This window comes from Streptomyces sp. NPDC040589 (assembly GCF_055594445.1).
The window spans coordinates 321,273-346,217 of record NZ_JBVIWP010000004.1 but is presented as its reverse complement, the minus strand read 5'-3'; the positions used below and the strand labels follow the sequence as shown (position 1 = coordinate 346,217).

At 70.9% G+C, this 24,945-nt stretch carries 24 protein-coding genes and 1 pseudogene; 16 read left to right on the top strand and 9 right to left on the bottom strand.

Annotated elements, in window-relative coordinates; translation table 11 throughout:
• The first annotated feature begins 35 nt into the window (after positions 1-35).
• The gene (locus tag ACZ58V_RS19490; RefSeq protein WP_468188898.1) at positions 36-1,409 is read left to right on the top strand and encodes a cryptochrome/photolyase family protein; all 1,374 of its coding nucleotides are present in this window, start codon (positions 36-38) and stop codon (positions 1,407-1,409) included.
• 15 nt (positions 1,410-1,424) lie between these two features.
• Complete coding sequence (locus ACZ58V_RS19485; protein ID WP_471291048.1) at positions 1,425-2,924, top strand: cryptochrome/photolyase family protein; 1,500 nt, start codon at positions 1,425-1,427, stop codon at positions 2,922-2,924.
• Here the strand turns inward: ACZ58V_RS19485 and ACZ58V_RS19480 are convergent.
• Positions 2,913-3,914, bottom strand: coding sequence for a MerR family transcriptional regulator (locus ACZ58V_RS19480; RefSeq protein WP_471291046.1), 1,002 nt, complete (start codon positions 3,912-3,914; stop codon positions 2,913-2,915). The two genes, ACZ58V_RS19485 and ACZ58V_RS19480, sit on opposite strands and share 12 nt — an antisense overlap.
• A gap of 113 nt (positions 3,915-4,027) precedes the next feature.
• Here ACZ58V_RS19480 and ACZ58V_RS19475 point away from each other — a divergent pair, with 113 nt between their 5' ends.
• Both ACZ58V_RS19475 and ACZ58V_RS19470 read left to right on the top strand, forming a co-directional pair.
• Complete coding sequence (locus ACZ58V_RS19475) at positions 4,028-4,609, top strand: RNA polymerase sigma factor (protein ID WP_471291044.1); 582 nt, start codon at positions 4,028-4,030, stop codon at positions 4,607-4,609.
• A gap of 252 nt (positions 4,610-4,861) precedes the next feature.
• Positions 4,862-5,470 (top strand): DUF4397 domain-containing protein, encoded by a 609-nt coding sequence (locus ACZ58V_RS19470; RefSeq protein ID WP_471291719.1) that lies wholly within the window; start codon positions 4,862-4,864, stop codon positions 5,468-5,470.
• On the opposite strand, the gene ACZ58V_RS19465 is transcribed toward ACZ58V_RS19470, so the two are convergent.
• From ACZ58V_RS19465 to ACZ58V_RS19455, 3 genes are read right to left on the bottom strand one after another with little or no spacing between them, the layout of a single operon-like run.
• Entirely contained in the window at positions 5,454-6,416 is a 963-nt protein-coding gene (locus tag ACZ58V_RS19465; protein ID WP_471291042.1) for a DUF6207 family protein, read from the bottom strand. The two genes, ACZ58V_RS19470 and ACZ58V_RS19465, sit on opposite strands and share 17 nt — an antisense overlap.
• A 10-nt stretch (positions 6,417-6,426) precedes the next feature.
• Positions 6,427-7,320: an XRE family transcriptional regulator gene (locus ACZ58V_RS19460; RefSeq protein ID WP_471291040.1), complete on the bottom strand. Its 894-nt coding sequence runs from the start codon at positions 7,318-7,320 to the stop codon at positions 6,427-6,429.
• Positions 7,317-7,547 (bottom strand): hypothetical protein, encoded by a 231-nt coding sequence (locus tag ACZ58V_RS19455; RefSeq protein ID WP_468188883.1) that lies wholly within the window; start codon positions 7,545-7,547, stop codon positions 7,317-7,319. Before ACZ58V_RS19455 ends, ACZ58V_RS19460 begins: the two co-directional genes overlap by 4 nt.
• A 501-nt stretch (positions 7,548-8,048) precedes the next feature.
• Between ACZ58V_RS19455 and ACZ58V_RS19450 the strand changes: the two genes are divergently transcribed.
• Entirely contained in the window at positions 8,049-8,327 is a 279-nt protein-coding gene (locus ACZ58V_RS19450) for a hypothetical protein (RefSeq protein WP_468188880.1), read from the top strand.
• On the opposite strand, the pseudogene ACZ58V_RS19445 reads toward ACZ58V_RS19450, so the two are convergent.
• Both ACZ58V_RS19445 and ACZ58V_RS19440 read right to left on the bottom strand, forming a co-directional pair.
• A pseudogene (locus ACZ58V_RS19445) lies at positions 8,288-8,996 on the bottom strand (DNA alkylation repair protein). The gene ACZ58V_RS19450 and the pseudogene ACZ58V_RS19445 overlap by 40 nt on opposite strands.
• Before the next feature lie 149 nt (positions 8,997-9,145).
• A complete protein-coding gene (locus ACZ58V_RS19440) occupies positions 9,146-9,937 on the bottom strand; it encodes an MBL fold metallo-hydrolase (RefSeq protein WP_468188878.1) in 792 nt (263 codons plus the stop codon).
• Positions 9,938-10,026: 89 nt separating this feature from the next.
• Here ACZ58V_RS19440 and ACZ58V_RS19435 point away from each other — a divergent pair, with 89 nt between their 5' ends.
• Positions 10,027-10,650, top strand: a complete 624-nt coding sequence (locus ACZ58V_RS19435; RefSeq protein ID WP_471291037.1) for an ABATE domain-containing protein — start codon at positions 10,027-10,029, stop codon at positions 10,648-10,650.
• Here ACZ58V_RS19435 and ACZ58V_RS19430 read toward each other — a convergent pair.
• Positions 10,647-11,330 carry an SDR family NAD(P)-dependent oxidoreductase gene (locus ACZ58V_RS19430; RefSeq protein ID WP_471291035.1) on the bottom strand — a complete coding sequence of 228 codons (684 nt, stop codon included), beginning with the start codon at positions 11,328-11,330 and terminating at the stop codon, positions 10,647-10,649. The genes ACZ58V_RS19435 and ACZ58V_RS19430 overlap by 4 nt on opposite strands.
• A gap of 160 nt (positions 11,331-11,490) precedes the next feature.
• Positions 11,491-11,832, bottom strand: a complete 342-nt coding sequence (locus ACZ58V_RS19425) for a hypothetical protein (RefSeq protein ID WP_471291716.1) — start codon at positions 11,830-11,832, stop codon at positions 11,491-11,493.
• Between the two features lie 223 nt (positions 11,833-12,055).
• On the opposite strand from ACZ58V_RS19425, the gene ACZ58V_RS19420 reads away from it, so the two are divergent.
• Complete coding sequence (locus tag ACZ58V_RS19420; RefSeq protein WP_468188869.1) at positions 12,056-13,093, top strand: LacI family DNA-binding transcriptional regulator; 1,038 nt, start codon at positions 12,056-12,058, stop codon at positions 13,091-13,093.
• Positions 13,094-13,131: 38 nt separating this feature from the next.
• Here ACZ58V_RS19420 and ACZ58V_RS19415 read toward each other — a convergent pair whose 3' ends face one another.
• Positions 13,132-16,494 (bottom strand): alpha-L-rhamnosidase-related protein, encoded by a 3,363-nt coding sequence (locus ACZ58V_RS19415; protein WP_471291033.1) that lies wholly within the window; start codon positions 16,492-16,494, stop codon positions 13,132-13,134.
• Positions 16,495-16,655: 161 nt separating this feature from the next.
• On the opposite strand from ACZ58V_RS19415, the gene ACZ58V_RS19410 reads away from it, so the two are divergent.
• The 9 genes from ACZ58V_RS19410 (at position 16,656) to ACZ58V_RS19370 (ending at position 24,916) form a co-directional block, all read left to right on the top strand.
• Positions 16,656-17,567, top strand: coding sequence for a LysR family transcriptional regulator (locus ACZ58V_RS19410; protein WP_471291031.1), 912 nt, complete (start codon positions 16,656-16,658; stop codon positions 17,565-17,567).
• A 141-nt stretch (positions 17,568-17,708) separates the two neighbouring features.
• Positions 17,709-18,875: a CaiB/BaiF CoA transferase family protein gene (locus ACZ58V_RS19405; RefSeq protein ID WP_471291029.1), complete on the top strand. Its 1,167-nt coding sequence runs from the start codon at positions 17,709-17,711 to the stop codon at positions 18,873-18,875.
• A 71-nt stretch (positions 18,876-18,946) separates the two neighbouring features.
• Positions 18,947-19,723: a crotonase/enoyl-CoA hydratase family protein gene (locus ACZ58V_RS19400; RefSeq protein WP_471291027.1), complete on the top strand. Its 777-nt coding sequence runs from the start codon at positions 18,947-18,949 to the stop codon at positions 19,721-19,723.
• A 6-nt stretch (positions 19,724-19,729) separates the two neighbouring features.
• Positions 19,730-20,476 carry an acetoacetate decarboxylase gene (locus tag ACZ58V_RS19395; protein ID WP_471291025.1) on the top strand — a complete coding sequence of 249 codons (747 nt, stop codon included), beginning with the start codon at positions 19,730-19,732 and terminating at the stop codon, positions 20,474-20,476.
• Positions 20,473-21,423, top strand: a complete 951-nt coding sequence (locus tag ACZ58V_RS19390; protein ID WP_471291023.1) for a 3-hydroxyacyl-CoA dehydrogenase NAD-binding domain-containing protein — start codon at positions 20,473-20,475, stop codon at positions 21,421-21,423. The genes ACZ58V_RS19395 and ACZ58V_RS19390 overlap by 4 nt, the downstream gene beginning before the upstream one ends.
• A gap of 1 nt (position 21,424) precedes the next feature.
• Positions 21,425-22,627, top strand: a complete 1,203-nt coding sequence (locus ACZ58V_RS19385; protein ID WP_468188856.1) for an acyl-CoA dehydrogenase family protein — start codon at positions 21,425-21,427, stop codon at positions 22,625-22,627.
• Between the two features lie 78 nt (positions 22,628-22,705).
• Positions 22,706-23,236: a toxin-antitoxin system HicB family antitoxin gene (locus tag ACZ58V_RS19380; protein ID WP_189724281.1), complete on the top strand. Its 531-nt coding sequence runs from the start codon at positions 22,706-22,708 to the stop codon at positions 23,234-23,236.
• Positions 23,236-24,081 carry a DUF4097 family beta strand repeat-containing protein gene (locus ACZ58V_RS19375; protein ID WP_471291020.1) on the top strand — a complete coding sequence of 282 codons (846 nt, stop codon included), beginning with the start codon at positions 23,236-23,238 and terminating at the stop codon, positions 24,079-24,081. The genes ACZ58V_RS19380 and ACZ58V_RS19375 overlap by 1 nt, the downstream gene beginning before the upstream one ends.
• A gap of 172 nt (positions 24,082-24,253) precedes the next feature.
• The gene (locus ACZ58V_RS19370; RefSeq protein ID WP_471291018.1) at positions 24,254-24,916 is read left to right on the top strand and encodes a hydrolase; all 663 of its coding nucleotides are present in this window, start codon (positions 24,254-24,256) and stop codon (positions 24,914-24,916) included.
• The last annotated feature ends 29 nt before the right edge of the window (positions 24,917-24,945 follow it).

The following is a 24,945-nucleotide window of genomic DNA, read 5'->3' as shown; positions in this document are numbered from 1 at the left end:
GATCCACATCGCACGGCGCCTTCAGGAGAATCACCATGACCGTCGCGGTCGTCCTGTTCACCTCGGATCTGCGGGTGCACGACCATCCGCCGCTGCGCGCCGCACTGGCGTGGGCGGACGAGGTGGTGCCGCTCTTCGTCCGCGACCCCGGTGTCCACGCGGCGGGCTTCGACGTGCCCAACCGCAGCGCCTTCCTCGCCGACTGCCTGGCCGACCTCGACGCCTCGCTGCGCCGGTGCGGCGGCCGGCTCGTCGTCCGCAAGGGCCCGGTCGTCCAGGAGGTCTGCGCGGTGGCGGCGGAGTGCGAGGCGACGGAGGTGCACCTCGCGGCGGGCGTCACCGGCTACGCCCATCGCCGGGAGGGGCGGTTGCGGGACGCGCTGTGGGGACAGGGCGTGGCGCTGCACGTGCACGACAGCGTGATCACGGCCGTCGCACCCGGCGCCGTGACGCCCGCGGGCAACGACCACTTCGCCGTGTTCACCCCCTACTTCCGCCGGTGGTCGCAGGAGCGGCTGCGGGATGTCTGCCCGGCGCCGCGCGTCGTGCGCGTCCCTGACTCCGTGCGGGGCGAGCCGCTGCCCTCCCGGGACGAGCTGTCCGGCGTCTCGCCGGGCCTGCCCACCGGGGGTGAGGCTCCTGGGCGCGACCGGTTCTCCCGCTGGGTGCGGAGCGGCCTCTCCGCGTACGAGGACCGGCACGACGATCTGGCGGGCGACGCGACCTCCAGGCTCTCGCCGTATCTGCACTTCGGTGCCCTGTCGCCGGTGGAAATGGTCCAGCGGGCACGCGAGCGCGGCGGGCCGGGGGCGGAGGCGTTCGTACGGCAGCTGTGCTGGCGCGACTTCCACCACCAGGTGCTGGCGGCGCGCCCGGACGCCTCACATGAGGACTACCGGACCCGGCACGACCGGTGGCGGACCGAGGACGAGGCCGCCGAGGACATCGCCGCGTGGCGGGACGGCCGCACCGGCTACCCGGTCGTCGACGCGGCCATGCGCCAGCTGCGCCACGAGGGCTGGATGCACAACCGGGCGCGGCTCCTGGCGGCGAGCTTCCTGGCCAAGACCCTGTACGTGGACTGGCGGATCGGCGCCCGGCACTTCCTGGACCTGCTGGTGGACGGCGACATCGTCAACAACCAGCTCAACTGGCAGTGGGTCGCCGGGACCGGCACCGACACCCGCCCCCACCGCGTCCTCAACCCGGTCGTCCAGGGCAAGCGCTTCGACCCGGCGGGAGGGTACGTACGGCGGTGGGTGCCGGAACTGGCGGACGTGGCCGATGCCCGCGTCCATGAGCCCTGGCGGCTGCCCGAGGGTGAACGGGCTCAGGTGGAGTACCCGCAGCCGCTGATCGATCTCGGTGAGGGCCTGGCACGGTTCAAGCACGCGCGCGGCCGGGACTGACGGCGGGAGCGCCTCATGCACTGGCTCTTCGGTGATCAGCTCGGTCCGCACTTCCTGCGGCCGTCCGAGGACAGCGGCCTCGCCCGTGACACGCCGCTGCTGATGATCGAGGCCCGGTCGGTGTTCCGGCGCCGGCGCTTCCACCGGGCCAAGGCGCACCTGGTGCTGTCCGCCATGCGTCACCGGGCTGCCGAACTCGGCGACCGCGTCACCTACGTACGCAGTGACACCTACCGCGAAGGGCTCGCCCGGGCGGCGCGCGGCCGGGCCCTGACCGTTCACCACCCGACCTCGTACGCCGCGCTGCGGCTGGTGCGCTCGCTGCCGCAGGTCACGAAGGGCCCGGCGCGCGGATTTCTGGTGTCCATGGACGACTTCGCCGCCTGGGCCGGCGGTCAGGGCGGCAGGAGCTTGCGTCAGGAGGACTTCTACCGCTGGGTCCGGCGCGGACACGACCTGCTGATGGACGGCGACCGGCCCGCGGGCGGCCGGTGGAACCTCGATCACGACAACCGGCAGCCGCCGCCCCGTGACGCGACCGCCCTGCCGGTCGACCGTCCCTACCGGCCGCGCGAGGACGACATCGACGAGCGCGTCCGTCACGACCTCGACCGCTGGGAGAAGGACGGCGACGTGTGCTTCGTCGGGCGGGACGGGCCACGCCTCTTCCCCGCGACCCGCGCCGAGGCCCGGGCGGCGCTGCGTCGCTTCGTCGAGCGCCGGCTCACCGCGTTCGGCCCGTACGAGGACGCCATGCTCGCCGCCGACCCCGTCATGAGCCACAGCCTGCTGTCGTCCTCGCTCAACCTGGGCCTGCTCGATCCCGCCGAGTGCGTCGAGCGGGCCGAAGCGGCGTGGCGCGAGGGGCGGGCGCCGTTGAACAGCGTCGAGGGCTTCGTCCGGCAGATCGCCGGCTGGCGCGAGTACGTGTGGCAGCTGTACTGGCACTTCGGCGAGGACTACCGGAACTCCAACGTGCTGCGCCACACCGCCCCGTTGCCGGACTGGTGGAACGACCTGGACGCGGACGACGTGGACGCGCGCTGTCTGCGCACGGTGCTGTCCCAGGTACGCGACACGGGATGGACCCACCACATCCCCCGGCTGATGATCCTCGGAAGCCACGCGCTTCAGCGGGGCTGGGATCCGGCCGCGGTCACGGACTGGTTCCACCGCTGCTTCGTCGACGGCTACGACTGGGTGATGGTGCCCAATGTCGTCGGAATGTCCCAGTACGCAGACGGCGGCCGTATGACCACCAAGCCGTACACGTCCGGCGGGGCCTACGTGAACCGGATGAGCGACCTGTGCGGGTCGTGCGTCTACCGGCCCGCGGACCGGACCGGCGCCCGGGCGTGCCCCTACACCGCGGGGTACTGGGCCTTCCTCGACCGGCATCGCTCCGCACTGGAGCGCAACCATCGCATGGCCCGGGCGGTGCGCGGCCTGGACCGGCTCGCCGACCTCGCCGACGTGCGACGCCAGGAGCGGGCCCGCGGTGACTCACCTCCCTGACACGGCCGACTCCACCACCGCGAGGGCCTCGGCCAGGCCGGGGGGATGGGGCAGTCCGGCGAGCGTCTGACCGGCCCATCCCGGGCCCAGGGTCAAGACGAACGGCTTCCTGCGGGCACCGCGCACACCCCATCGCATCGCCGCCACGTGCTGGGCGAGTGGCCGGCTGGCCGTGGTGCGGGACTGCGCCCACAGGCCCACCGCGGCCGGTCCGGTCCTGCGCACCGACGCGATGACCGATTCGACGGGCATCGCGGCACCGAACATGCGTACCGGCAGACCGCGTTCGGACAGCGCGGCGGTCAGCACCTCCAGCGGCAGGGTGTGGTTCTCCCCCGGTACGCAGGCGAGCACCGTGGTGATGCCCGGGCCGTCGGCGGTCACGGGTGGTGTACTGCGTCGCAGCGCCCCGGAGATGTGCCACGACAGGAAGTGCTCCACCTCGACGTACTTCTCGCCCGAGCTCTCCCACTTGCGGCCGGCCGCCTGCAGGGTCGGCATGATCACCTCCGTCCAGGCGGTGACCAGTCCGTGGTCGGCGATCGCCGCCAGCAGCAGTTCGTCCAGGGCGGCGGCGTCGAGGCGCAGGGCGGCACGGGCGATCCCCCTCGACTCCTGCCGCACGTCGCCGAGTCGCATACCGCTCCCGGCCCGGCTGCGGCCGCGGGGCAGCGGTCGCGGCGGTGGGAGCGGTGGCCGTGTGCGCGGGGTCGCGTCCGGCGGCGCGGCGCCGAGCGCCATGCGCGCCGCCTCGGCAGGGGGCAGCCCGGTCGCCGTCAGGGCACACATCCGCTCCAGACGGGCCACGTCCGCGGCGGTCCAGCGCCGGTGCCTGCCGCCGGTGTGCGCGTCGGGACCGATGCCGTAGCGGCGGTCCCAGGAACGGACCGTGGTGGGCGCCACCCCGAAGCGTCTCGCCACCTCTCCGGTGGTGAGCCCGCCGCTCCCCGGGTACTCGTCGTGTCGGCCGTCGCCGTCACCTCTGCTCACAGACCCCACTGTACGACGCACAAACGATGCATGTTGCCTGCGTCGTTTATGCGTCACAACACTGGGACGCGTGCGGAAGGCCGCACCTCGCGCATGGCAGGAGGAACCAGGCCATGACCATCGACACTCGAGAAGAAACCAGGTACGAGGACGAACTGGCCCACGGATTCCGTGCCGCCGACGAGGACGCCTTCGCCGCGGTCTACCGGCGCTGGGCCCCCTTGGTCCACACCTTGGCCACCCGGTCGCTCGGCGATACACACGAGGCCGACGACGTCACCCAGCAGGTGTTCCTCGGCGCCTGGCGTGGCCAGGCCGGCTTCCGCCCGGAGCGGGGCCCGCTGGGCGCCTGGCTCGTGGGCATCACCCGACGCAAGATCGTCGATGCGCTGGCCGCCCGGAGCAGACGGCTGGCTCTCGCCGACTCGCTCGCCCACACCGACGACACGCCCGGACGGGACGTGTCGGCGGCGGAGGACGTCCTGGACCGGGTTCTGCTGGTGAACGAGTTGTCCTGTCTGCCGTGGCACCAGCGGTACGTGCTGTGTCTGGCCTTCTACGAGGACCTCACCCAGGCTCAGATCGCGGAACGGACCGGCATGCCCCTCGGCACGGTGAAGAGTCACGCCCGCCGTGGCCTGCAGCGTCTGCGCAGGGCGATCGAACCGGGCCAGGTCCGCTGGACGGGCACCTAGGCGCGCCACCGAACCCGCCCGCGGAAGCCACCGAAGCCACCGAAGCCACCGAAGCTACTGAAGCTACTGAAGCTACTGACAAAAGGTGCATACCGCGCATCCACGGCGGTCGCCCTTCCCGAAACGACATCGAGACCCCGCAACGTGCGGAGCCGTTTTCGAAGGGATCACCCCATGATTTCCCGGACCTCTCTCGCTGTCGCCGCATCGGCCGCCGCCTGTGCCCTGGCCCTGGGCGCCACCGCTCCCGCCATGGCGGGTACCGCCTCACAGGACCAGGCCATGGTGTCCGTATTCCACGGCATTCCCGGGATGACCGTCGATGTCTACGCCAACGGTGACGAGCTGATCGGCGACTTCAAGCCCGGCACGGTGACCGACCCGCAGGCGCTCGACGCCGGTACGTACGACATAGAGATCTTCGAAGCAGGCCAGAACCCGGACGGCACACCCGCCCTCGAGAAGGAGATCAAGGTGCCCGAAGGCGGGAACGCCACGATCGCGGCCCACCTCACCGCCGACGGCGCACCCCAGCTGACGGCGTTCACCAACGATGTCTCGCAGGTCGACGAAGGCAAGGCACGCCTCACCGTGCGCCATGTCGCCGCCGCACCGGCCGTCGACGTCCGCGCGAACGGGCAGCCCCTCTTCACCGGCCTGGAGAACCCCAAGGAGGACACCACTGAGGTCGCGGCAGGCACCGTGAAGGCCGATGTCGTGCTCGCCGGCACGGACACCGTGGCCATCGGCCCGGCCGACCTGCCCCTCAAGGACGGGACGGCCAATGTCGTCTACGCCTGGGGCAGCGCCGATGACAAGAACCTGGCCCTGGCGACGCAGACACTCAACGCCACGAAGTAGGTTCGGTGGGCCGGCGGTCCAGGAGGTAACGCAGCCGCACATCGCGACGGTCCGCTCCCCTGGCCGTGCGGTCCGCGACGGCCGATTCCCAGCAGGCCGCGATGGCTTCCCGGAAGAAGCTGGAGGCGGACTCGTCGCGTGCGGCGGTCTCCACCAGCACCCGTTCCGGCTCGTGCACGGACTCCCCGGAACGATCCGCGGCGTCGGCTCGCGGCCTGGTGCGGTTGGGCAGGTCGGTGGCCGGCGGCTGGGCCTGTCGTACGGACCGGGAGACCGCTGACGTCGCGGCCAGGATGATCTCGAGCTGTTCGGCGAAGTGCGGGCCGGGGAGCGGGATTTCGTAGCCGGGGTTGCGGGCGTATCCGGCGGCGACGGCGTTGGTGACATAGGACTTGACCGCGGTGAACGTCTCGGTGTGGTCGCGGGGGGCGGTCGGGGCCAGGCGGCTGAGGATGCGCAGGACCGTGGGGATGCTGGTGTCGACGCCGAGGCCGCTGTCGGCCGGTGCGTCGTCGCCGGCCTGCTTGTGCCACAGGGTGGCCGCCTGCCTGTCGCCGAGCGCGAGGTGATGCAGGTGGAGGCAGTAGGAGGCGGCGGGTTCGCCGGCTCCGGCGGCGTACTGCCACCAGAAGCGCGCTCCGTCCCGCTCGTCGGCGAGTTGCAGGACGCAGCCCAGGATCCAGGCGCCGCGCGGGGAGGGCAGCTGTTCGGTGACGAAGTCGGCGAGCTGGCCGGGCGTGGCGTGGACGACGACCGCCTCGCACAGGGCCCGCAGACTCCGGGCGGCGTTGTCGTCGGCCAGGTCGCCGCCGCCGACGTCCCACAGCGGTGTGCCGTCCGGGGCGAAGGCCGGGTAGGCGGTGTCCTCGTACGGGACGGTGTCCGACGGCACCTGGGGATCGTGCATCAGAAGCGAGCGGGAGAGGAGATCGTCGATGGCGGTCATGGCGGGGTGCTCACTCCCGGTTGTCATGGCGGTGGTAGGTGCCTTCCAGGGCGCCTCGGGCGTGGTGGTCGATGGACTGGGTGATGGCCGTGGACAGGCCGACGACGTCGGGGATGGCGTCGGGGTGGATGCCGCACAGATAGCGCAGGACGGTGACGTCGAGCTGGTTCTGGGGAAGCCGGGCGACGGCGTCGAAGAAGTCGGCGAGCCGGCCGATGCGGGCGAACCGGGCGGTGAGATCGTCGATCCGGCTCTGGTCGACGGTCTGGAACGCCGCCGGGCGCAGGTCGGGATGTCCGGCCGGGTGAAGGTGCGCGCGTAACAGCACGCGGGAGCGCAACAGCCGCCAGGCGTGGCGGGGGACGTTGGGGCCGGCGACGGCGTCGTCCCAGCCCAGCCAGAGGATGTCGCAGGCTTCCGAGACGACCCAGTGGGCGCGCCGGTCGCTCTGCAGGAAGGCGCGGGCGTAGGCGGTGTAAGGGGGGCGCATGGCCTCGGTGAAGCCCTGGTGCGCGAGCGGGGGCCGTTCCGGCGGCAGCGGCTGGACGGCGTGTATGCGGCTCTCGATCCACGCGGAGTCCTTGGCCGCTTCGCGTGCCGCCGCCGTCCACAGCCGGCGCAGCGGCCAGACGGGGATGTCCAGGGCCCGGACGACGCTGTAGGTGATCTCCCAGCCCGGGTAGTAGCCCTTGCCGCGCAGCAGTTCGCTGATGCGGGCCTTGGAGTAGCCGGAGCGGCCGACGAGGTCGTCGAGTGTGAGCCCCGTGGCGAAGAGCCTGTTGCGCACCGGCTCCAGCCAGGCCCGGTGGGAGGGGCCCACCTGCTCGCCGATCGACTCCGGTTTGCGGCCGCGCCTGCTCGGCGGCTCACCGTCGGGCTGCTCGTACGCGGAGAACGGGGTCATCGCACCGACTCCTCGGGTCCGGCCGCTATGGCCGTCGGGGCGGCGTCCACCGGGGTGTGGCGCGGGGACTGCGTGGCGTGGAGGGCGGCGACGATCTGCTGTACGAGCAGTCCGAGCGACGGCAGCAGCGCGGCCACTGCCGCGAGGTGCCCCAGCACGGTCATCACCGTGCTCCACGCGAAGACCGCCACCATCACGACGACGATCAACACCTGCTTACTGGACATCGCACCTTGTCTCTCAACTCGAGGCGTCTGGAAGGCTCTTCCCCGGCGGTGCTGAGGCGCTGCGGAAGAGTTGGACGTCAGCATGGTGTGTCGACCGCCGGACACTCAACGTGATCATGAAATTACGGAACAATGCCGCCGGGTGTCCCGGTGCCCACAGCGCGCCTCACTTGGCCATGTCGGTCACCCGCACGCGCAAAACATGGCGGATTGAACGCTTTTGAAGGCGGAAACGTACTTCTCCTCGCGACACCGGGGGCAAGGCGCACCATGGAACACGGACGCCTCCCCGGGCGTCGGACCTTCCAGTCTGGAAGGACGAGCGGTCCCTTCGTGCTGAAGAACGACCGGAGGGGACCGCACCGCTCCCGCCCAGACCCCGTGCTGGGCGGGAGCCACTGTCGCACAGGCCTGTTCGGGTGACGCAAGACGCGCGCTTCCATGGATATACGGACAGAATGCGCGTAGACGGCTCACCAACCGGCAGGTCAGGAGACAGTCGTGGCAGAGGCACCCAACGGGGACGTCGAATTCCGCAACGCCATCATGGACGTTTTCGTCAAGTACCCCGAGGCGCAGCGCAGATACGCACTCGCGAGCCTGGAACTCGAGAACGAGATGGGCATCGACTTCGAGACCCAGGTCGGATACTCCCGGATCGACGGCAACAAGATCATCACCGAATTCCGGGATCGGGACACGAGCGTCAAGGCCCAGCTCTGCTTGAAGTGGAACTTCGACTACAGCCGCTGCCTCCATTGGCGAGAGGCACCGGAGTAACGAGGCGGCGTCGCGCCGGCACCCGGCTGACCGTGCCGTCGGCGCACCATCCCGGCGATCCAGACGGGCGCGAACGGGGGACGTGCAGCCGGGGGACGTCCGATAGTCCTTGAGCACCTCAAGGCGCTCGCCGATGCCGATGGCACGGGTGCGGTGCTCGGGGTGCTCGATCCCGATCTGGGCCAGGCAGTGCTTCATCGCCCGCTGCAAGCGGTCCGGGGCGTCCTTCATCTCCGCCTCGATGACATCGAGCAGTCCTGCGAGGTCGAGGCTCCCGGGCTTCTTCGCCACGCGTTCGGTGGTCAGCGCCCAGCCGGCGCTCGCGACCACGGGATCCGGGTCGGCTGACCGGGCCGAGCGCAGCTCCTCGGAGTGCGGGCTCTTCTTCACCACGTAGTTCACGAGCCAGTCGCGCACCTTGGGTGTGCGCGCCTCGCGCAGCATGACGTCCAATTGATCACGCTCGAATGCCCTCGGGCGCCAGATCAGGAGCGCCGGCAGTCTCGCCGCGGTGTCATCCGTCTCCCAGAGCCGGTGCGCGAGTTCCTGCTGCGTCTTCAGCCGCGTCGCGAGCGCTCGCAGCTCGCCGAGGTTCACACCGTGATCGTCACCGTGCCTCTCGTTCACCTCGCACGCCTTCGGGTCCTCGAGCGCGGCCAGCTCGGCCATCACCTCGGCGACCGTCGTCTGTGTCAGCGCCGTCTCGGCCACCTCGGCCTTCTGTCCCTCACGAGCGGCATTCACCCTACGACGGAACCCGGCCTCTGACTGTCCTCCGTCGTCGGCCGGGTCCTCCAGGGGGCGTGCGTCCGCCGTGATCAGCCCGGGTGTCCCCAGTCCAGGCGGTCGGCCAGCCCCGCGGCGGTGAAGGCGGTCTGGAGTTCGTCGCGGCCCTCGGTGAAGTGGGTCCAGCTGTCGTAGTGGACGGGGACGACCCGGCGAGCGCCGAGGATCCGCGTGGCTTCGGCGGCCTGGGCGCTGTCCAGCACCAGGGTGCCTCCGTCGAAGAGACCGGCGAAGCGGGGGGCGCCCGCGAAGAGGACGGCGGTGTCCACCGGCCCGAGGCGCTCGGCGGTCTCCCTGACCGCGTCGAGGGACGCGTTGTCACCGCTGACGTACACGGTGGGCAGTCCGTCTCCGGTCAGGACGAACCCGACGACCTGTCCGGTGATCGCCTCGGTCTCCTCGCGCGGACCGGGGCCGTGAACGGCGGGGACGCCGGTCACGGTGACCGTGCCGCCACCGGGGCGGTCCAGCTCGACCGACTCCCAGTCGGCCAGCCCCCTGGCCTTGTCGCCGAGGCGCTTGCCGCCACCGGGGGTGGTGAGGGTCAGCGGTATCTCGGCGAGCAGGGCCCGGCCGGCACGGTCGAGGTTGTCGGCGTGCTCGTCGTGGGACAGCAGGACCACGTCGACGGGACCGAGCTCGGCGGGGCTGCCGGAGGCAGGGGCCGTCTTGGTCAGGACCGGGTCGCCCGACTCCGGGTAGTCGCCGGGAGCGTCGAAGGTGGGGTCGGTCAGGAACCGCAGGCCGCCGTACTCGAAGAGAGCGGTCGGGCCGCCGAAGACGCGGACGGGGAACTGCCCACGGGTCGTCACTGAAGAAGTCACAGGGAAACACCTCACGGATGGGGGCGACTTATCCGTGAGAGACCGTAGCACGCTTCTCACGGATACGGGCGAGCCGTACCATGAGAGCTATGGATGTGAACGCCGCCGCCGAGCCCGCCGGATACGTCGAACCGGCCGTGCCCCCCGCTCCCGGCGAGGAGCAGTACCCGGCCCTCGCCTTCGCCAACAGCGCCATCGCATCGCCCGGCGGAAAGTTCACCGACTTCCTCGGCACGCCGGCGCAGGCGAATCAGTGGCTGGCGGACCGCGGCCTCGCCCCCGCGGACGCGGGCCTCCGGGAGATGTGCACGGCCCAACTGCGATCGCTGCGCGAACAGATCAGGTCGCTGCTCGCCTCCCGCGTCGAGGCGCTGCCGGCCCTGCCGGCCGCCCTCTCCGCCGTCAACGACGCCATGACCAAGGTGCCCACCGCCTCGCTGCTCCGGTGGGACGAGAAGAACGGCCCCTACCGCACACCCCCGCACCCCACCACCGAGATCGTCGACCACGCCCTCGCGACCCTCGCCGCCGACGCCGCCGACCTGCTCACCGGGCCCGACGCCGAGCGGCTCACCGCTTGCGGCTCCCCGCCCTGCGGCCGCTACCTGCTGCGGCACGGCCGCCGCCACTGGTGCTCGACACGCTGCGGCGACCGCGCACGCGCGGCCCGCGCCTACGCACGCCGGACCCGGGCGGGGGCCGGTGCGGACTAGAGCTTGAAGACGAGCTCGGCCTGGTCGCGCCGGGTGGTGTGCAGGTCCCAGTAGAGGGGCGTGATCTGCTCAGGCCGGGCCGCCTCCACACCGGGGATGACGGAGACGCCGATCGACGAGTCGATGCCGATATGGGCGGCCTGGACGCCGGTGCCGGCGTCGGCCAGCTCCTTGTGCAGGTTCATCGCCCAGTTGCGCAGCGCCGCCGCGGCGGCGTTGACGTTGGCGACCCGCGGGTCGGGCCAGATGGAGCCGGCACCGGTGGTGTAGAGCAGGGTGCCCGCGCCGGCCTCGCGCATCGCCGGCAGCACGGCCTGCGTGGCAGCGATGGCCCCGTACAGCTGGAAGTTCATCTCGAACTCCACATGGGACGGTTCGGTCCCGGTCGGAGCGGTCAGCGCGGTGACGCCGAACGTCCCCACCGGGGAGTACTCCAGGACCTCGATGCCGCCGAACGCGGCGGCGGCGCTCTCGATCGCCCGGGTGAGCCCGGAGCGGTCGAGCACGTCCGCGGGGAACGCGGCGGCGTTGACGCCCTCGGCTTCGAGCTTGCCGACGAGGTCGTCGAGCTTGTCCCGGTTACGGGAGATCAGAGCGACATCGAAGCCCTGGGAGCCGAAGGTGCGGGCGATGGCCAGGCCCATCTGGGGGCCGGCTCCGACGATGGCGATGCTGGGCACGGCGAGTCCTTTCGTTGCAGGTCAAGGGCGCCAGATATACGGATAGAGCTATCCACTTCTTTATCCGGATAGGCCCTTCCGGTTCACTGCGGCCCCACCGTACACCAAAACCGGATAGGGCGATCCGCTTACTGGACTCCTGGTTCCGGCGGTCGCGACATCAGCGCAACGCGGCCGTCAGTCGGTACCGTCCGGACGGCAGCCGGTACCCGCAGACCCCGTCCCCGAATCCGAGGAAACGCACTCCGGGCACCCGTGCCAGCGGAGTGCGTCCCTCACGGACGGCATCGGCGGATGTCGCCGACCGTATGCGCCACCCGAAGCGCGGCATCTCTGCGTCCATACCGAGGGGGTCGGTGCGGTGTTCGACGGTCAGCGCCCCCACCGCGTGGCCCTCAGGAAGGCGGGACGCTTCCGCGGCCGCGCTCGTACCGGCTCCCGTGGCACCGGCCCCCACCGACACGACACCGGCCGTCGCGGCGAGCACGGTCCGGCGACGCACTGCATCATGACTCACGCCTGCCCCCTCCGAGTTGAATCGATTCAAAATCGCACTGTCGAGACCCCTGTTCGACCTGGCACGCAAGGAGGGTGGCGCCCTCCGGTCGATCGTGGGTAACGTTTTCCAAAGAAGAGTGGGCCCGACCCTAGAGAGCACCCTGCGGGACGTCAAGACGCCGGGCATACACTCGGCGGCAGCGTTTCCCAGAGAGACAAGGGACCGGATGGAGCCGCCAGCACCACGTCGCAGAGTCACCATCGTCGACGTCGCGCGTCACGCCCAGGTCTCCACGACCGCCGTCTCCAAGGTGCTGCGGGGCGCCTACGGCGCCAGCCCCGAGATGCGTGCCAAGGTGCGGCGCGCGATCGACGAACTGGGCTACCGTCCGCACGCGGGCGCCAGGGCTCTGCGCGGTCAGACGTACACCATCGGCGTGATGCTGCCCGACATCCGCAACCCCTTCTTCCCCGAGATCCTCGACGGCATCACGGGTTCGCTGGAGGACACCGAGTACCAGGTGCTCCTCGGACCGGGCTGCAACGGCGAGAAGGCCGAGACCCGCGTCACCGAGGCGATGATCGACCGTGGGATGGACGGCATCGTCCTGGTCGCCCCCGTGTCGTCGCGAGCCCGCCTGGAGCAGGTGGCCTCCGCCGTGCCGACCGTCGTCATCGGCCGGCACGGGTCGTCTCCGCTGTACGACACGGTGGCCGACGACGACATCGAGGGCGCGTCCCTGGTCGTCGGCCACCTCGCCGGTCTCGGGCATCGCCGGATCGCCCACATCGACCACCACGAAACCGATCCCGCACGCCTCGCGGAGATGCCCAACGCCCGGCGTGCCGACGGATACCGGCAGGCCATGCGGGCGCACGGCCTGGAGGAGTCGATCGACGTCGTCTCCACCAGCTACACCCAGGAAGGCGGCCACGAGGGCGCGAAGCGGCTGCTGGCCCGCCCGCACCGGCCCACGGCCGTCTTCGCCGGGGCCGACGTCGTCGCGATGGGTGTCCTGGAAGCGGTCGGCGAGGCCGGGTTGACCGTCCCCGGCGACCTCTCGGTGGCCGGCTACGACAACACCACCTTCGCCGCGTTCGGCCCGATCTCACTGACCAGCGTCGACCAGGCGGGGCACGAGATGGGCAGGAACGCCGTACGCCTCCTGCTGGACCGGATCGCAGACCGTCACCGACCGTCGAGCCGGGTCATGCTCTCCCCCACCCTCGTGCCACGCCGGACCACGGCCCCGCCGTCGTCGTAGGCCGGCCCGGCCGAGCCGGGGTCGGCCTACGACGTCCGCTACCCGACGCGAATCTCGGCGAGCTGCAAGCGGTACTTGGCCGTCTCGTCGGCGGCGGGCGCACCCAGCCTGGTGGCGCGCAGTCGCAGGTAGCGGCCGGTCGCGGAGGTGAGGGTGTAGGTCTGGGCGGCTCCCTGGGGGTCGCTCTGGCCGGTGACGGTGCGGACGGTGGTGTACGTGCTGGAGCCGTCGCCCCGGGTCTGGAGGGTGAAGTCGACGGGGAAGCCCGCCGTACCACCGCCCGCCGCAGACGTGTCGGTGCGCGGGTGAAGGGTGACGGTGCCGATCGCCCGGTCGGCGCCCAGGTCGACCTCGATCCACACGGGCGTGTCACCGATGTCGGCGGAGGCGAAGTCGATGCTGGTGAATCCCTTGGCGCCGGTCACGCTGGTGGTGGCGCCGTCCAGGACCCGGGTCTTGCCCCAGTCACGGTTCTCCAGGGTGTAGTTGCCGGTGACCGTGGTCGCGGCGGTGGGGACCGTGAGTTCGGCGAGTTGGAGACGGTACCTGGCGGACTCGTCGGCGGCGGGCGCGCCGAGCCTGGTGGCCCGCAGACGGACGTAGCGGGCCGTGGTCGTCTTGAAGCCGTACGTCTGGACGAGCCCGCGGGGGTTCGGCTGGCCGGTGACGGTGCGGACGGTGGTGTACGTGCTGGAGCCGTCGCCCCGGGTCTGCAGGGTGAAGTCGACGGGGAAGCCCGCCGTACCACCGCCCGCCGCGGACGTGCCGGTGCGGGGGAAGAGCCGTACGGCGTCGAGGTCGGTGTCCGACCCCAGGTCGATCTCCACCCACACGGGGTTCGCGCCGATGTCGGCGGAGGCGAACTCGTCGCTGGTGAAGCCCTTCGCCCCGTTCACGCTCGTGAGCTTGCCGTCGGTGAGCCGGTTCCTGCCCCAGTCCCTGTTCTCCAGGCTGCTGTTGCTGGTGACCGGCCTGCCCAGAGCGAGGTTGTCGAGTCGGCCGGTGCCCGTCGCCGTGAAGGTCCACGTGCCGGGCCGGACGGTGAAGTACACGTACGAGGAGTCCTTGCCGTCCCGGCCGAGACCGCTGACGCCGCCCGTGAAGGACCCGCCGCTGAAGACGGTGGTGCCGTTCGCCTTGATGAGGGGCTGGGAGCCGCCGTACGTGGGGACGCCCACGCGAGCGGTCGTTCCCTTCGGTGAGGTGAGCGTCAGGGTGACCCGGGTGCCGTCGCGCCGGATGCCGAAGCGGATGTCGCCCCGGACCGTGGGCGTGACCGTGTCGATCTTCGTGAGCGTGCCGGTCTGCGGGATCACCTCGTACGTCGTCCAGCCGGGCCGGGTGGGGCGCACCCCGGCGGCGTACGCGGACAGCGCGTACAGCGGGCCCCCGTTCCAGGCGTGGTTGTCGGTGCCCGCCGCCTTGTCCCACAGCTCCCACAGGGTGTGGCAGGCGGGATCGGCGACCTGGGCGGCGAAACGGTTGCGCATCCGCTCCTCGGCGACGGTGGCCGCACCCATCAGATACAGCGCCTCCAGGACGTAGAACTCCATGTACGGGCTGGCGTTGAGGTGGGTGCGCAGCACCTCGGTGACGGCACGGTGCCGGGAGGCGGGGGCCAGACCCGCGACGACGGCCAGGGCGTTGGCCCGGTCGTCGGTGTCGCGGGTGTAGCCGGGTGAGCGGTACTCGTTGCCGGACGCGTTCCACAGCACACGGTCGAAGTTGGCCTTGATGCTGTCCCGTTGGGCCTTCCATCCGGCCACATCGCCGCTGTTGCCACTGAGGTCGGCCAGCTTGGCGGCCGTGTCCAGGGCCAGGTAGTACCAGCAGTTGTCGAGGACGCGGGCGTCGATGTCGCTGCCCCAGTCCTCCCAGTCCCAGTCCCCCGCGCGGTGGGCGACCAGGCCGTCGCCGTCCAGGCTCCACAGGTTCAGGTACTTCCTCACCGCCGGGTAGGCGCCGGTGACGGCGTCGGCGTTGCCGGTGTGGAGGTAGTAGGTCCAGAAGGACCAGACCGAGGCGAGCATCTGGACGGGCAGTTCGGCGGTCCAGATCACCGACGGCATCGGGGAGTAGAGCACCCCGCCGGACTCCTGCCAGGAGACCAGCTGGGAGATGGCCTTCGCGCCGAGCGCGTGGGATCTGGTGTCGAAGGTGTAGAAGCCCTCCTTCAGCTGGTTGACCACGTCGCCCCACCACTGGGCGCGCTCGCGGGTCGGGCAGTCCATGTAGTTGTCCCGCATGTTGACGTACATCGTGCGGGCGGCCTTGGACCACAGGGTGTCGAGGAAGGCGTCGTCGCTGCGGAACGAGCCCGCGAAGTCGGTGTCGTAGCCACTCTCCCGGTACTTCAGCTCCAGGATGGTCACACCGGCCGGGACGGTGTACCGGACCGCGGTGCCGCTCATCCAGCCCAGCGATTCGAACTCCTGGACTCCGCCGGTGCAGACGTAGGTGGAGCGGACGTTGTAGGCGGTCCCGGGCTCGATCCCGGTCAGGCCGGCGCCGTCGTCGTAGTGGTCGGTCCGGAGGTCGATGACCGCGCCGGCCGGAGCGTCCACCTTGAGGTACGGGGTGACCTGGATGTTGGACGGAAGGGCGGCCGAGATCGCGGTGGAGCCCTGGCCGGTGCCCGGGAGGGCGGAGGCGTTGGTGTAGGGCTTCAGGCCGGAGTGGCGGAACAGCGGGATGGGCCGCCGGACGAGGCTGTTCCAGGGCGCCGAGCCGGCGGCTCCGGAGTCGGTGGGCGCCGTCCAGCCGCTGTCGTCGAAGCCCGGGGACCGCCAGCCCGTCATGGCGGTGGCGTCGCGGGCGTCGTAGTGGATGTTCGACTCGGGCAGCCGGAAGTTCGCCTGCGGACCGCTGGTGTCGTGGGAGTAGCCGGGGTGGACGGTGTGCTTCCAGTCGGTGTCACTGACCAGACGGGTGGTCGTCGTGCCGGTCCGCAGGTCCGACTGGAACAGCAGGCCGCCCTTGCCGCTGCTGCTGTGTGAGAAGCCCTGCTTGCCGAAGTGCCAGACGAGCAGCGCGATCGTGTTGTCGCCGCCGTCGAGGTACGGGGCCAGGTCGATCTCGTCGTAGTAGGTGTCGGTGCGGTTGGGGCCTCGTTTGAGGCCGCCCTCGAAGACGACCAGGCTGCCGTTCACCCACAGCCAGTACTTGGAGTCCGCGGCGATCCGCGTCACGGCCTCGGACGGCGCGGAAGCCAGCCGGAAGGACCTGCGGAAGGCGACCCACTGGTTCGTCGAACCGGACGGTGCCCAGATCCACTTCGCGGTCCAGGACTCCGCGGCGGCCGCGGCCGGTGCGAGGCCGGGAAGGACCAGGGAGCCCAGCGTGGGTGCGAGGGCCACGGCTATGGCCGAGCGCAGGGCAGTCCGGCGGGAAACGTTATGCATCGAGAGGGCCTTCCCAGGAGTGCTTTCGAGGAGGGGCAAGAGAGGCGACCTTCTTGGAACTGCTTTTTGAATCGATTCAGTCCCGGTCTTGCAGGCGCGATCCTCAGCCCCCGGGGAGGGCTTGTCAATGGGTGCGGCAGAAGGTGGCTAGGGTGGGTGACGTGGAGCTCCTACACCTGCGTTACTTCGTCGCCGTCGCCCAAGAACTGAACTTCTCCACCGCGGCCCGCAAACTGCACATGGCGGCGTCCCCGCTGAGCCGGCGGATCAAGGACCTCGAGAGCGAACTCGGGCACCGGCTCTTCGACCGCGACACGCATCGGGTGAGGCTCACCCCGGCCGGCACGGCGCTGCTGCCGATCGCGCGCGGTGTTCTGGAGCAGGTCGATTCCATCCGGTGGCGGCTGGACGAGACGGCCCGGCCGCGGCGGACCACCTTGTTGCTCGGCGTCCCCAGCGGGATCCATCCGGACCTGCGCGAGCGGATGGACGCCCTCGCCGAGCGAGTCGGCGACCGGTTCGAGATCAAACGCTGGCCGGGCGGCACCGACCGGCTGGTCGACGCGGTGGGCGACGGCAGACTCGCGCTGACACTGGCCCGGCTCCCGGTCGGCGGTGACCCCGCCCTGGAACAGCTACCGGTGATGTCGGAGCGACTCGGCGCGGTCGTACCCAGGGACCGTTTCCCGGGGCGGGAGTCGGTCGCGCTGGCGGAGCTCGCCGAACTCGCCTACGCGGGCTCCCCCACGGCCGTGACCAACGCGTACTTCCGCGGGCTCGACCAGCGACTGTCCGATCTCGGCATCAAGAAGCGGATCGAACTGAGCAGTGTCACTTTCGACGGAGTTTCCGAGATAGTGGCCAGCGGACTGGCGTTCTCCATTTCCATGCTCGACTCGAGAAGCCCTGTGCAGAATTACCGCCTGGACAATGTGACGGTCCTTCCCTTCTCCGATTTCCACCCCACCCTGGAAACCGGTCTGTTCTGGCGCAAGGACCGAGCCGACGGCGGTGACCTGGCAGAAGTCGTCGCAGCGGCCCGTGAGGTATTCGCCGAGCCTCTGCACACCTGAATTCTCGAGAATCCCCGAAAAGGCGGTATGACCACTGTGGTCATACCGCCTTTCGCTATTTGGTCATTCCGTTCCAGACCAGCCCTTGCTAACTTAGTTTCCAGATACACACATGAGGCGAAGCTAGGAGTGAAGGTAACGATGACGGAAATCACGGACACCACCGCCGGTCCTCTGGACGGCGTGCGCGTGATCGACCTCTCGACCGTGGTGATGGGCCCGTACGCCGCCCAGATCCTCGGTGACCTGGGCGCCGACGTGATCAAGATCGAGTCGCCCGCCGACACCGTGCGCGTGGGCCACTACCGCACCACGCCGGGCATGACCCCGCTGAACCTCAACGTCAACCGCAACAAGCGGAGCGTGGCCCTCAACCTCAAGGACGAGACCGACCGGGAGCGCGCGCTCTCACTGGTCGACACCGCGGACGTGCTCATCACGAACATGCGGCCCGGCGCGCTGCACCGCCTGGGCCTGTCGTACGACGACATCGCCGCCCGCAACCCGCGGCTCGTCTACGCACACGCCCAGGGATTCCGCGGCGACTCGGACCGGGCCGGCAACGCCGCCTACGACGAGACCGTGCAGGCCGCGTCCGGCCTGGTCGACATCGCCGACCGCGCGCTGGGCGAGCCCGTCTACCTGCCGACCATCATCGGCGACAAGGTCTCCTCGTTGACCATCGCCTACAGCGTGCTCGCCGCGCTGCTGCACCGGGACCGGACCGGCCGGGGCCAGCAGATCGAGATCCCGATGACGGACACGCTGATCGCCTTCAACCTCGTCGAGCACCTGGCGGGCCACACCCACGTCCCCGAGAGCAGCCCCACCGGCTTCCCGCTGTCGATGCTCAAGGGCCACAAGGCGGTGCGCACCAAGGACGGCCTCGCCTGCGTCATCCCGTACAACCCGCAGAACTACCGGGACTTCTTCTCGGCCGCCGGACGCCCGGACCTCGCCGAGGACCCGCGGGTCGGCGGGGAGGCCATCGACAGCGCCGACCACGAGGACCTGGCCGAGCTGATCGGCGTGTGCGCCCCGGCGCTGACCACCGAGGAGTGGGCGGAGGTGTGCGCCAAGCACAGCATCCCGATGGCCCCGGTGCTGGAGCTGGAGAACGCCCACGAGGACCCCTACGTGCGCGACGGGCACCTGCTCGACACCGTCGAGCACCCGACCGAGGGCACCGTCCGCACCATCGGCATCCCGGTGCGCTTCTCCGCGACCCCCGGCTCGATCCGCCGGCTGGCGCCGGTCGCGGGCCAGGACACCGCGGACGTCCTCGCCGAACTCGACGCCGCCCGCTGAGCGAGACCCCTCCCCCTCTCGCCGTCGGGGAGCGGCCCGCGCTCCCCGACGGCCGTCACAGAAGGACAACCATGAGCACCCCCGAAACCCCTGTCGTACGGACCGAACGCATCGGCACCGCCCTGCTGATCACCATCGACCGGCCCGAGGCCCGCAACGCCGTGAACGCGGCGGTGGCCACCGGACTGGCCGGCGCGCTGGACGAGTTGGAGGCCGATCCAGCACTGCGGGCCGGTGTCCTGACCGGTGAGGGCGGCACCTTCAGCGCCGGCATGGACCTCAAGGCGGCGCTGCGCGGCGAGTCTCCCGAGATCGAGGGCCGCGGGTTCGGCGGACTGACCGAGTCCGAGCCGGACAAGCCCCTGATCGCAGCCGTGGAGGGCTTCGCCATGGGTGGCGGCTTCGAACTGGCCCTGGCCTGCGACCTGATCGTCGCGGCCGAGGACGCCCGGTTCGGTCTGCCCGAAGTCAAGCGCGGGCTGATCGCGGCGGGCGGCGGCGTGATCCGGCTGCCCAAGCGGATCCCGCACCACCTCGCCATGGAACTCCTGCTGACCGGCGAGCCCGTCGACGGCCGCCGCGCCGGTGAACTGGGCCTGGCCAACCGGGTCACCGGCACCGGCCAGGCCGTCGCCGAGGCGCTCCGGCTGGCCGAGCGGCTCGCCGAGAACGCCCCGCTGGCGCTCGCCACCGTCAAGCGCGTCGTCCGCGCCGCCGACGGGGCGCCCGACGCCGAGGCCTTCGCCTTCCAGCGTGAGCGGATGAAGACCCTGATGGCCTCGGCCGACGTCCGCGAGGGCATGACGGCCTTCGCCGAGCGCCGCCCCGCGCAGTGGACGGGGAAGTGAGGCGACATGCGCGCCGAGGACGTACGACGGCACGTCACCACCCCGCTCACCAGCCCGGCGTTCGCGCCGACCGTCCCGCGGTTCACCGACCGGGAGTACCTCAACGTCGTCTACCGCACCGACCCCGAGGCGCTGCGGGCGGTCGTCCCCGAGCCGCTGCGGATCGATGAGCCGCTGGTCCGGTTCGAGGTCATGAAGATGGGCGACGTCAGCGGCTACGGCCCCTACACGGAGGCCGGCCAGGCGATCCCCGTCGACTTCGAGGGCGAGCGGGGCGAGTACCTGCACGCGATGTACCTCGACAACTTCCCGGCGACCGCCTCCGGCCGCGAGGTCTCCGCCTACCCCAAGGTCATGGGGTCCCCGGCGCTCCGCGTCGACACCGGCGCGCTCGTCGGCACCCTCGACCACGGCGCGCAGCGGGTCGCCACCGCCACCATGGGCTACAAGCACCAGGAGCTGGACCGGGCCGAGGCGGCGGCACAGATCACCGTGCCGACCTTCATGCTCAAGACCGTTCCCGGCTACGACGGTCTCCCGCGTGTGCAGGAACTCGTCCGCACCCGCATCACCGACCTCACCGTCAAGGAGGCCTGGACCGGCCCCGCCCGGCTGCAGCTCTTCGAGCACGTGCTGGCCCCGCTGGCCGACCTGCCGGTGCTGGAGGTCGTCTCCGCCAGCCACATCCTCACCGACCTGACGCTCGCGGGCGTCGAGCCGGTCCACGACTACCTGAAGGGAGCCACGTCATGACCCGCGCCTTCCGTACGGCCGCCGTGATCGGCGCCGGGACCATCGGACTGTCCTGGGCGACGCTGTTCGCCGCGCACGGCCTGACCGTCAAGGTGACCGACCCGCGGCCGGACCTCGCCGACGCACTGGCCGAGGCCCTGGATCACAACGCCCCGCATCTGGCCGCCCGCGGCCTGGACGTGACGGGCCTCGCCGACCGGGTGCACATCGCGGCCGATGCCGCCGAGGCGGTCCGGGACGCGGACGTCGTCCAGGAGAACGGCCCCGAGCGGGTCGAGTTCAAGCAGGACCTGTTCGCCACGCTGGTCCGTCAGGCACCCGACCACGCGCTGCTGCTCAGCTCCTCGTCGGCGATCCCGTCCAGCGCGTTCACCCGTGAGCTGCCGGACGAGGCCGCCGCCCGGGTCCTGATCGGCCACCCCTTCAACCCGCCGCACCTCGTTCCGCTCGTCGAGGTCGTGCCCGGGGAGCGCACCGGCGAGGACGCCGTACAGGACGCGGTGGACTTCTACACCTCGGTCGGCCGCACCCCGGTCGTGGAGCGCAAGGAGATCCCCGGCTTCGTCGGGAACCGGCTGCAGAACGCGCTCAGCCGCGAGGCGGTGTACCTCGTCGAGCAGGGCGTGGTGACCCCCGAGGACCTCGACAACGTGATGACGAACTCGCTGGGCCTGCGCTGGGCCACGGTCGGGCCGTTCCTCGGCTCGCACCTGGGCGGCGGACCCGGCGGCTACCGGCACATGGCCGAGCACATCGGCGCATCGATGAAGCAGATGTGGGCGGGCCTCGGCACCCCGTCACAGACCGACGAAGAACAGGAACGGCTCATCGAAGCCGTGGAAAAGGCCTACGGCTCCTCCACGTACCCGGAACTCACCGAGACGCGCGACCGCAGGCAACTCGCCGTGCTGTCCGCCCTGGACAGCGCCGACAAGGAGGAGAACTGAGATGACCACCCCCATGGAACCCCTCGAGGACCAGCTGACCGCCGACTTCTACACCTACGAGGCCCTGCTGCCGGACGACGAGCGCAAGATCCTCCTCAAGGCCCGCGCCCTCATGCGGGACGAGGTCAAGCCTCTGGTGAACGAGAACTGGGCCAAGGGCGAGTTCCCCACGGAGCTCATCTCCCTGTTCCGCGACAGCGGCCTCGCCGGACTGCCCTACGAGGGCTACGGCGAACACCGCCCCGCCGTCAGCAACCTCCTCAGCGGGATGCTCGCCCTGGAGATGACCCGCACCGACGCCTCCGTGTCCACCTTCTTCGGCGTCCACAACGGCCTGGCGATGTACTCGATCCACTCGGGCGGCGACCAGGAGCAGCGCGACCGCTGGCTCCCGGAGATGGCCGCGATGGACAAGATCGGCGCGTTCGCCATGACCGAGCCGCTCGGCGGCTCCGACGTCGCGGGCGGCATGCGCACCACCGCCCGGCGCGAGGGCGGCACCTGGGTCCTGAACGGCGCCAAGAAGTGGATCGGCAACGCGACCTTCGCCGACTACGTCGTGGTCTGGGCCCGGGACGTCGACGACAACCACGTCAAGGGCTTCGTCGTCGAGAAGGGCACGCCCGGCTTCGACCCGGTGAAGATCGAGGGCAAGATCGCCTTCCGGATCGTGGAGAACGCCGAGATCACCCTGACCGACGTCCGGGTGCCGGAGGCGAACCGGCTGCAGAACATCAACTCGTTCCGGGACGTCGCCGAGATCCTGCGCGCCACCCGCGGCGGGGTCGCCTGGCAGGCGCTGGGCGTGATGGTCGGCGCCTACGAACTCGCCCTGGACTACGCCCGGGGGCGCCGCCAGTTCGGCCGCCCGATCGGCGGCTTCCAGCTGGTGCAGGACCTGCTGGTCAAGAGCCTGGGCAACATCACGGCGTCCTGGGGCATGCTGGTGCAGCTCGCCCGGCTGCAGGACGCGGGGATCTTCCGTGACGAACACTCCGCGCTGGCCAAGGCGTTCGTCACCTCCCGGATGCGGGAGGTCGTGGCCTGGAGCCGCGAGATCTTCGGCGGTAACGGGATCCTCCTGGAGCACGACATCGCCCGGTTCTTCGCCGACGCCGAGGCCATCTACTCCTTCGAGGGCACCCGCGAGATGAACACTTTGATCGTCGGCAAGTCGATCACCGGCCAGAGCGCCTTCGTGTGACACACGGGCGCACAGGGAACCCCAGCTCCTTCGACCTGGGGTTTTCTCATGGCGCCACCTTGATGCCATCATGCCGCCATGGACCTCACGCCCTACGTCGACACACTCCGCCGGGAACTCGCGGTGGCTGCCGAAGCCGGTGGGGAGGACGCCCGCGAGCTGGCCGAGCGGCTGACCGCTCCGCTGGAGTCGGCGACCCGCCTGACACTGCTGAACGTGCTGTCCGCCGCCATGGACGAGATCACCCGCGAACTCGCCCCCGGCTCGGTCGACGTACGGCTGCGCGGGCTCGACCCCGCCTTCGTCGTGACTCCGCCGCCGGCCGGCGCCGGTTTCGAGGAGCCGGACACGCGTCCGGAGCCGCCGAGGGCCCCGGCACCGGCCCCGGCACCAGCCGACGCCGATGACGGCACCACCGCGCGCATCAATCTGCGTCTGCCCGCCCACCTCAAGGGGCGCGCCGAGGAGGCCGCCGCACGCGAGGGCCTGTCGGTCAACGCCTGGCTGGTGCGGGCCGTGAACGCGGCCGTGGAGAGCGGCGACGTCCGGGCCCGCTCCACCGAGTCGCCCCGGAGCGGCGGTAACCGCTACACCGGCTGGGTGCGCTGATGCCCGTCTTCGAGACCCGGGAACCCGTTTCGGTGACGCTCCGCATCGGCACGGGACTCGTGCGGTTCCTCGCCGGCGACCGCGCCGACACCGTCGTGGAGGTGCTGCCCACGGATCCGGAGCGGGACGCCGATGTGCGGCTCGCCGGGCAGACCCAGGTGAGCTGCGCGGGCGGGCGACTGCACATCGAGGCGCCCCGGCAGCGCACCCTGTTCGGGCGGCCGCCGTCGGTGGACATCGTCATCCAACTGCCCGCCGGTTCCCGGGTGGAGGCGGAGGCGGCCTGGGCCGACTTCCGCGCCGAGGGACGGCTCGGCCGGACCCGGGTGAAGACCTCGACCGGCGACATCCGGCTGGCCGAGACGGGCCCGCTGCACCTGTACACCTCGCACGGGCGCGTCACGGTGGACCACACCATGGGCGACGTCGAGGCACAGACCAGTTCGGGCAACATCGGTATCCGCGCCGTCGAGGGCGGTGTCGTACTGAAGAACTCGCACGGCACGACGACCGTCGGCTCCGTCACCGGAGAGGCCAGGATCAGCGGCGCCAACGGCGACATCACCGTCGAGCGGGCCGGCGCCGGAGTGCGCGCCACCACCGCGCACGGGATGCTCCGGGTCGATGACGTCGCCCGGGGTCGCGTGGAGCTGGAGACCTCCTACGGGGACATCGAGGTCGGGGTGCGGGCCGGTACCGCGGCCTGGCTGGACGCCAGCTCGGGCCACGGCCGGGTGCGCAATCTGCTCACCGCCTCCGCCAGCCCGGCGGAGAGCGACGACAGGGTGGAGGTGCGGGCACGTACCCGCTACGGCAACATCGAGATCCGGCGCGCCGCGGTCTGAGAGCCCGCCCGGATACGGCGCCCCGGCCCCGGAAGTTGCCCCGGGACGCACCCCTGCTGTCCCCACCGTGCACGGGCGGCCCCGAACTCCTCCGGCGCTCGTCCGGCGTGCCTAGCGTGACGAGCGAACCGGCCGAGATCCGAGCCGGAGTCACGCTCCCCGGAGGACAGAGATGGTCAGCATCGCCGACGTCACCGCCACCCCCAGCCCCGATCTGCTCACCCCGGACAACTGCGCGGTGCTGTTCGTGGACCACCAGCCGCAGATGTTCTTCGGCACCGGCAGCGGCGACCGCACCGCCATCATCAACGCCACCGTCGGTCTGGCCAGAGCCGCCCGGACCTTCGACGTGCCGGTCGTGCTGAGCACGGTGGCCGCCGAGTCCTTCTCCGGCCCGCTCCTGCCGCAACTTGCGGACGTCTTCCCCGAGCGGAAGCCCGTCGACCGCACCTCCATGAACGCCTGGGAGGACCGGGACTTCGTGGAGGCGGTCAAGGCCACCGAGCGGCGCAAGCTCGTCATCGCGGGGCTGTGGACCGAGGTGTGCGTCGTCCTGCCCGCGCTCTCCGCGCTCGCCCAGGGCTACGAGGTCTACGTCGTCACCGACGCGTCCGGCGGCGTCAGCCCGCAGGCCCACGACCACGCGGTCCAGCGCATGGTCCAGGCCGGGGCCGTCCCGGTCACCTGGGTGCAGGTGCTCCTGGAGCTGCAGCGCGACTGGGCCCGTACCGAGACGTACGGCGCGGTGACGGACGTGGTGAAGGAGTACGGCGGCGCCTACGGCCTCGGCATCGTCTACGCGCAGGCCGTCATCGGCGCCCACGCCGCCGGCTGATGCCCGCCGAGCCGGTGGCCGCCGCACGT

Excerpts from the sequence above, each read along its gene's own strand:
- ACZ58V_RS19455 (WP_468188883.1), bottom strand. The coding sequence starts at position 7,547 with ATGTCCAGTAAGCAGGTGTTGATCGTCGTCGTGATGGTGGCGGTCTTC.
- ACZ58V_RS19390 (WP_471291023.1), top strand. The coding sequence starts at position 20,473 with ATGACCCGCGCCTTCCGTACGGCCGCCGTGATCGGCGCCGGGACCATC.
- ACZ58V_RS19460 (WP_471291040.1), bottom strand. The coding sequence starts at position 7,320 with ATGACCCCGTTCTCCGCGTACGAGCAGCCCGACGGTGAGCCGCCGAGC.
- ACZ58V_RS19490 (WP_468188898.1), top strand. The coding sequence starts at position 36 with ATGACCGTCGCGGTCGTCCTGTTCACCTCGGATCTGCGGGTGCACGAC.
- ACZ58V_RS19485 (WP_471291048.1), top strand. The coding sequence starts at position 1,425 with ATGCACTGGCTCTTCGGTGATCAGCTCGGTCCGCACTTCCTGCGGCCG.
- ACZ58V_RS19380 (WP_189724281.1), top strand. The coding sequence starts at position 22,706 with ATGGACCTCACGCCCTACGTCGACACACTCCGCCGGGAACTCGCGGTG.
- ACZ58V_RS19385 (WP_468188856.1), top strand. The coding sequence starts at position 21,425 with ATGACCACCCCCATGGAACCCCTCGAGGACCAGCTGACCGCCGACTTC.
- ACZ58V_RS19435 (WP_471291037.1), top strand. The coding sequence starts at position 10,027 with ATGGATGTGAACGCCGCCGCCGAGCCCGCCGGATACGTCGAACCGGCC.
- ACZ58V_RS19395 (WP_471291025.1), top strand. The coding sequence starts at position 19,730 with ATGCGCGCCGAGGACGTACGACGGCACGTCACCACCCCGCTCACCAGC.
- ACZ58V_RS19470 (WP_471291719.1), top strand. The coding sequence starts at position 4,862 with ATGGCGGGTACCGCCTCACAGGACCAGGCCATGGTGTCCGTATTCCAC.
- ACZ58V_RS19375 (WP_471291020.1), top strand. The coding sequence starts at position 23,236 with ATGCCCGTCTTCGAGACCCGGGAACCCGTTTCGGTGACGCTCCGCATC.
- ACZ58V_RS19420 (WP_468188869.1), top strand. The coding sequence starts at position 12,056 with ATGGAGCCGCCAGCACCACGTCGCAGAGTCACCATCGTCGACGTCGCG.
- ACZ58V_RS19475 (WP_471291044.1), top strand. The coding sequence starts at position 4,028 with ATGACCATCGACACTCGAGAAGAAACCAGGTACGAGGACGAACTGGCC.
- ACZ58V_RS19405 (WP_471291029.1), top strand. The coding sequence starts at position 17,709 with ATGACGGAAATCACGGACACCACCGCCGGTCCTCTGGACGGCGTGCGC.
- ACZ58V_RS19415 (WP_471291033.1), bottom strand. The coding sequence starts at position 16,494 with ATGCATAACGTTTCCCGCCGGACTGCCCTGCGCTCGGCCATAGCCGTG.
- ACZ58V_RS19400 (WP_471291027.1), top strand. The coding sequence starts at position 18,947 with ATGAGCACCCCCGAAACCCCTGTCGTACGGACCGAACGCATCGGCACC.
- ACZ58V_RS19370 (WP_471291018.1), top strand. The coding sequence starts at position 24,254 with ATGGTCAGCATCGCCGACGTCACCGCCACCCCCAGCCCCGATCTGCTC.
- ACZ58V_RS19465 (WP_471291042.1), bottom strand. The coding sequence starts at position 6,416 with ATGACCGCCATCGACGATCTCCTCTCCCGCTCGCTTCTGATGCACGAT.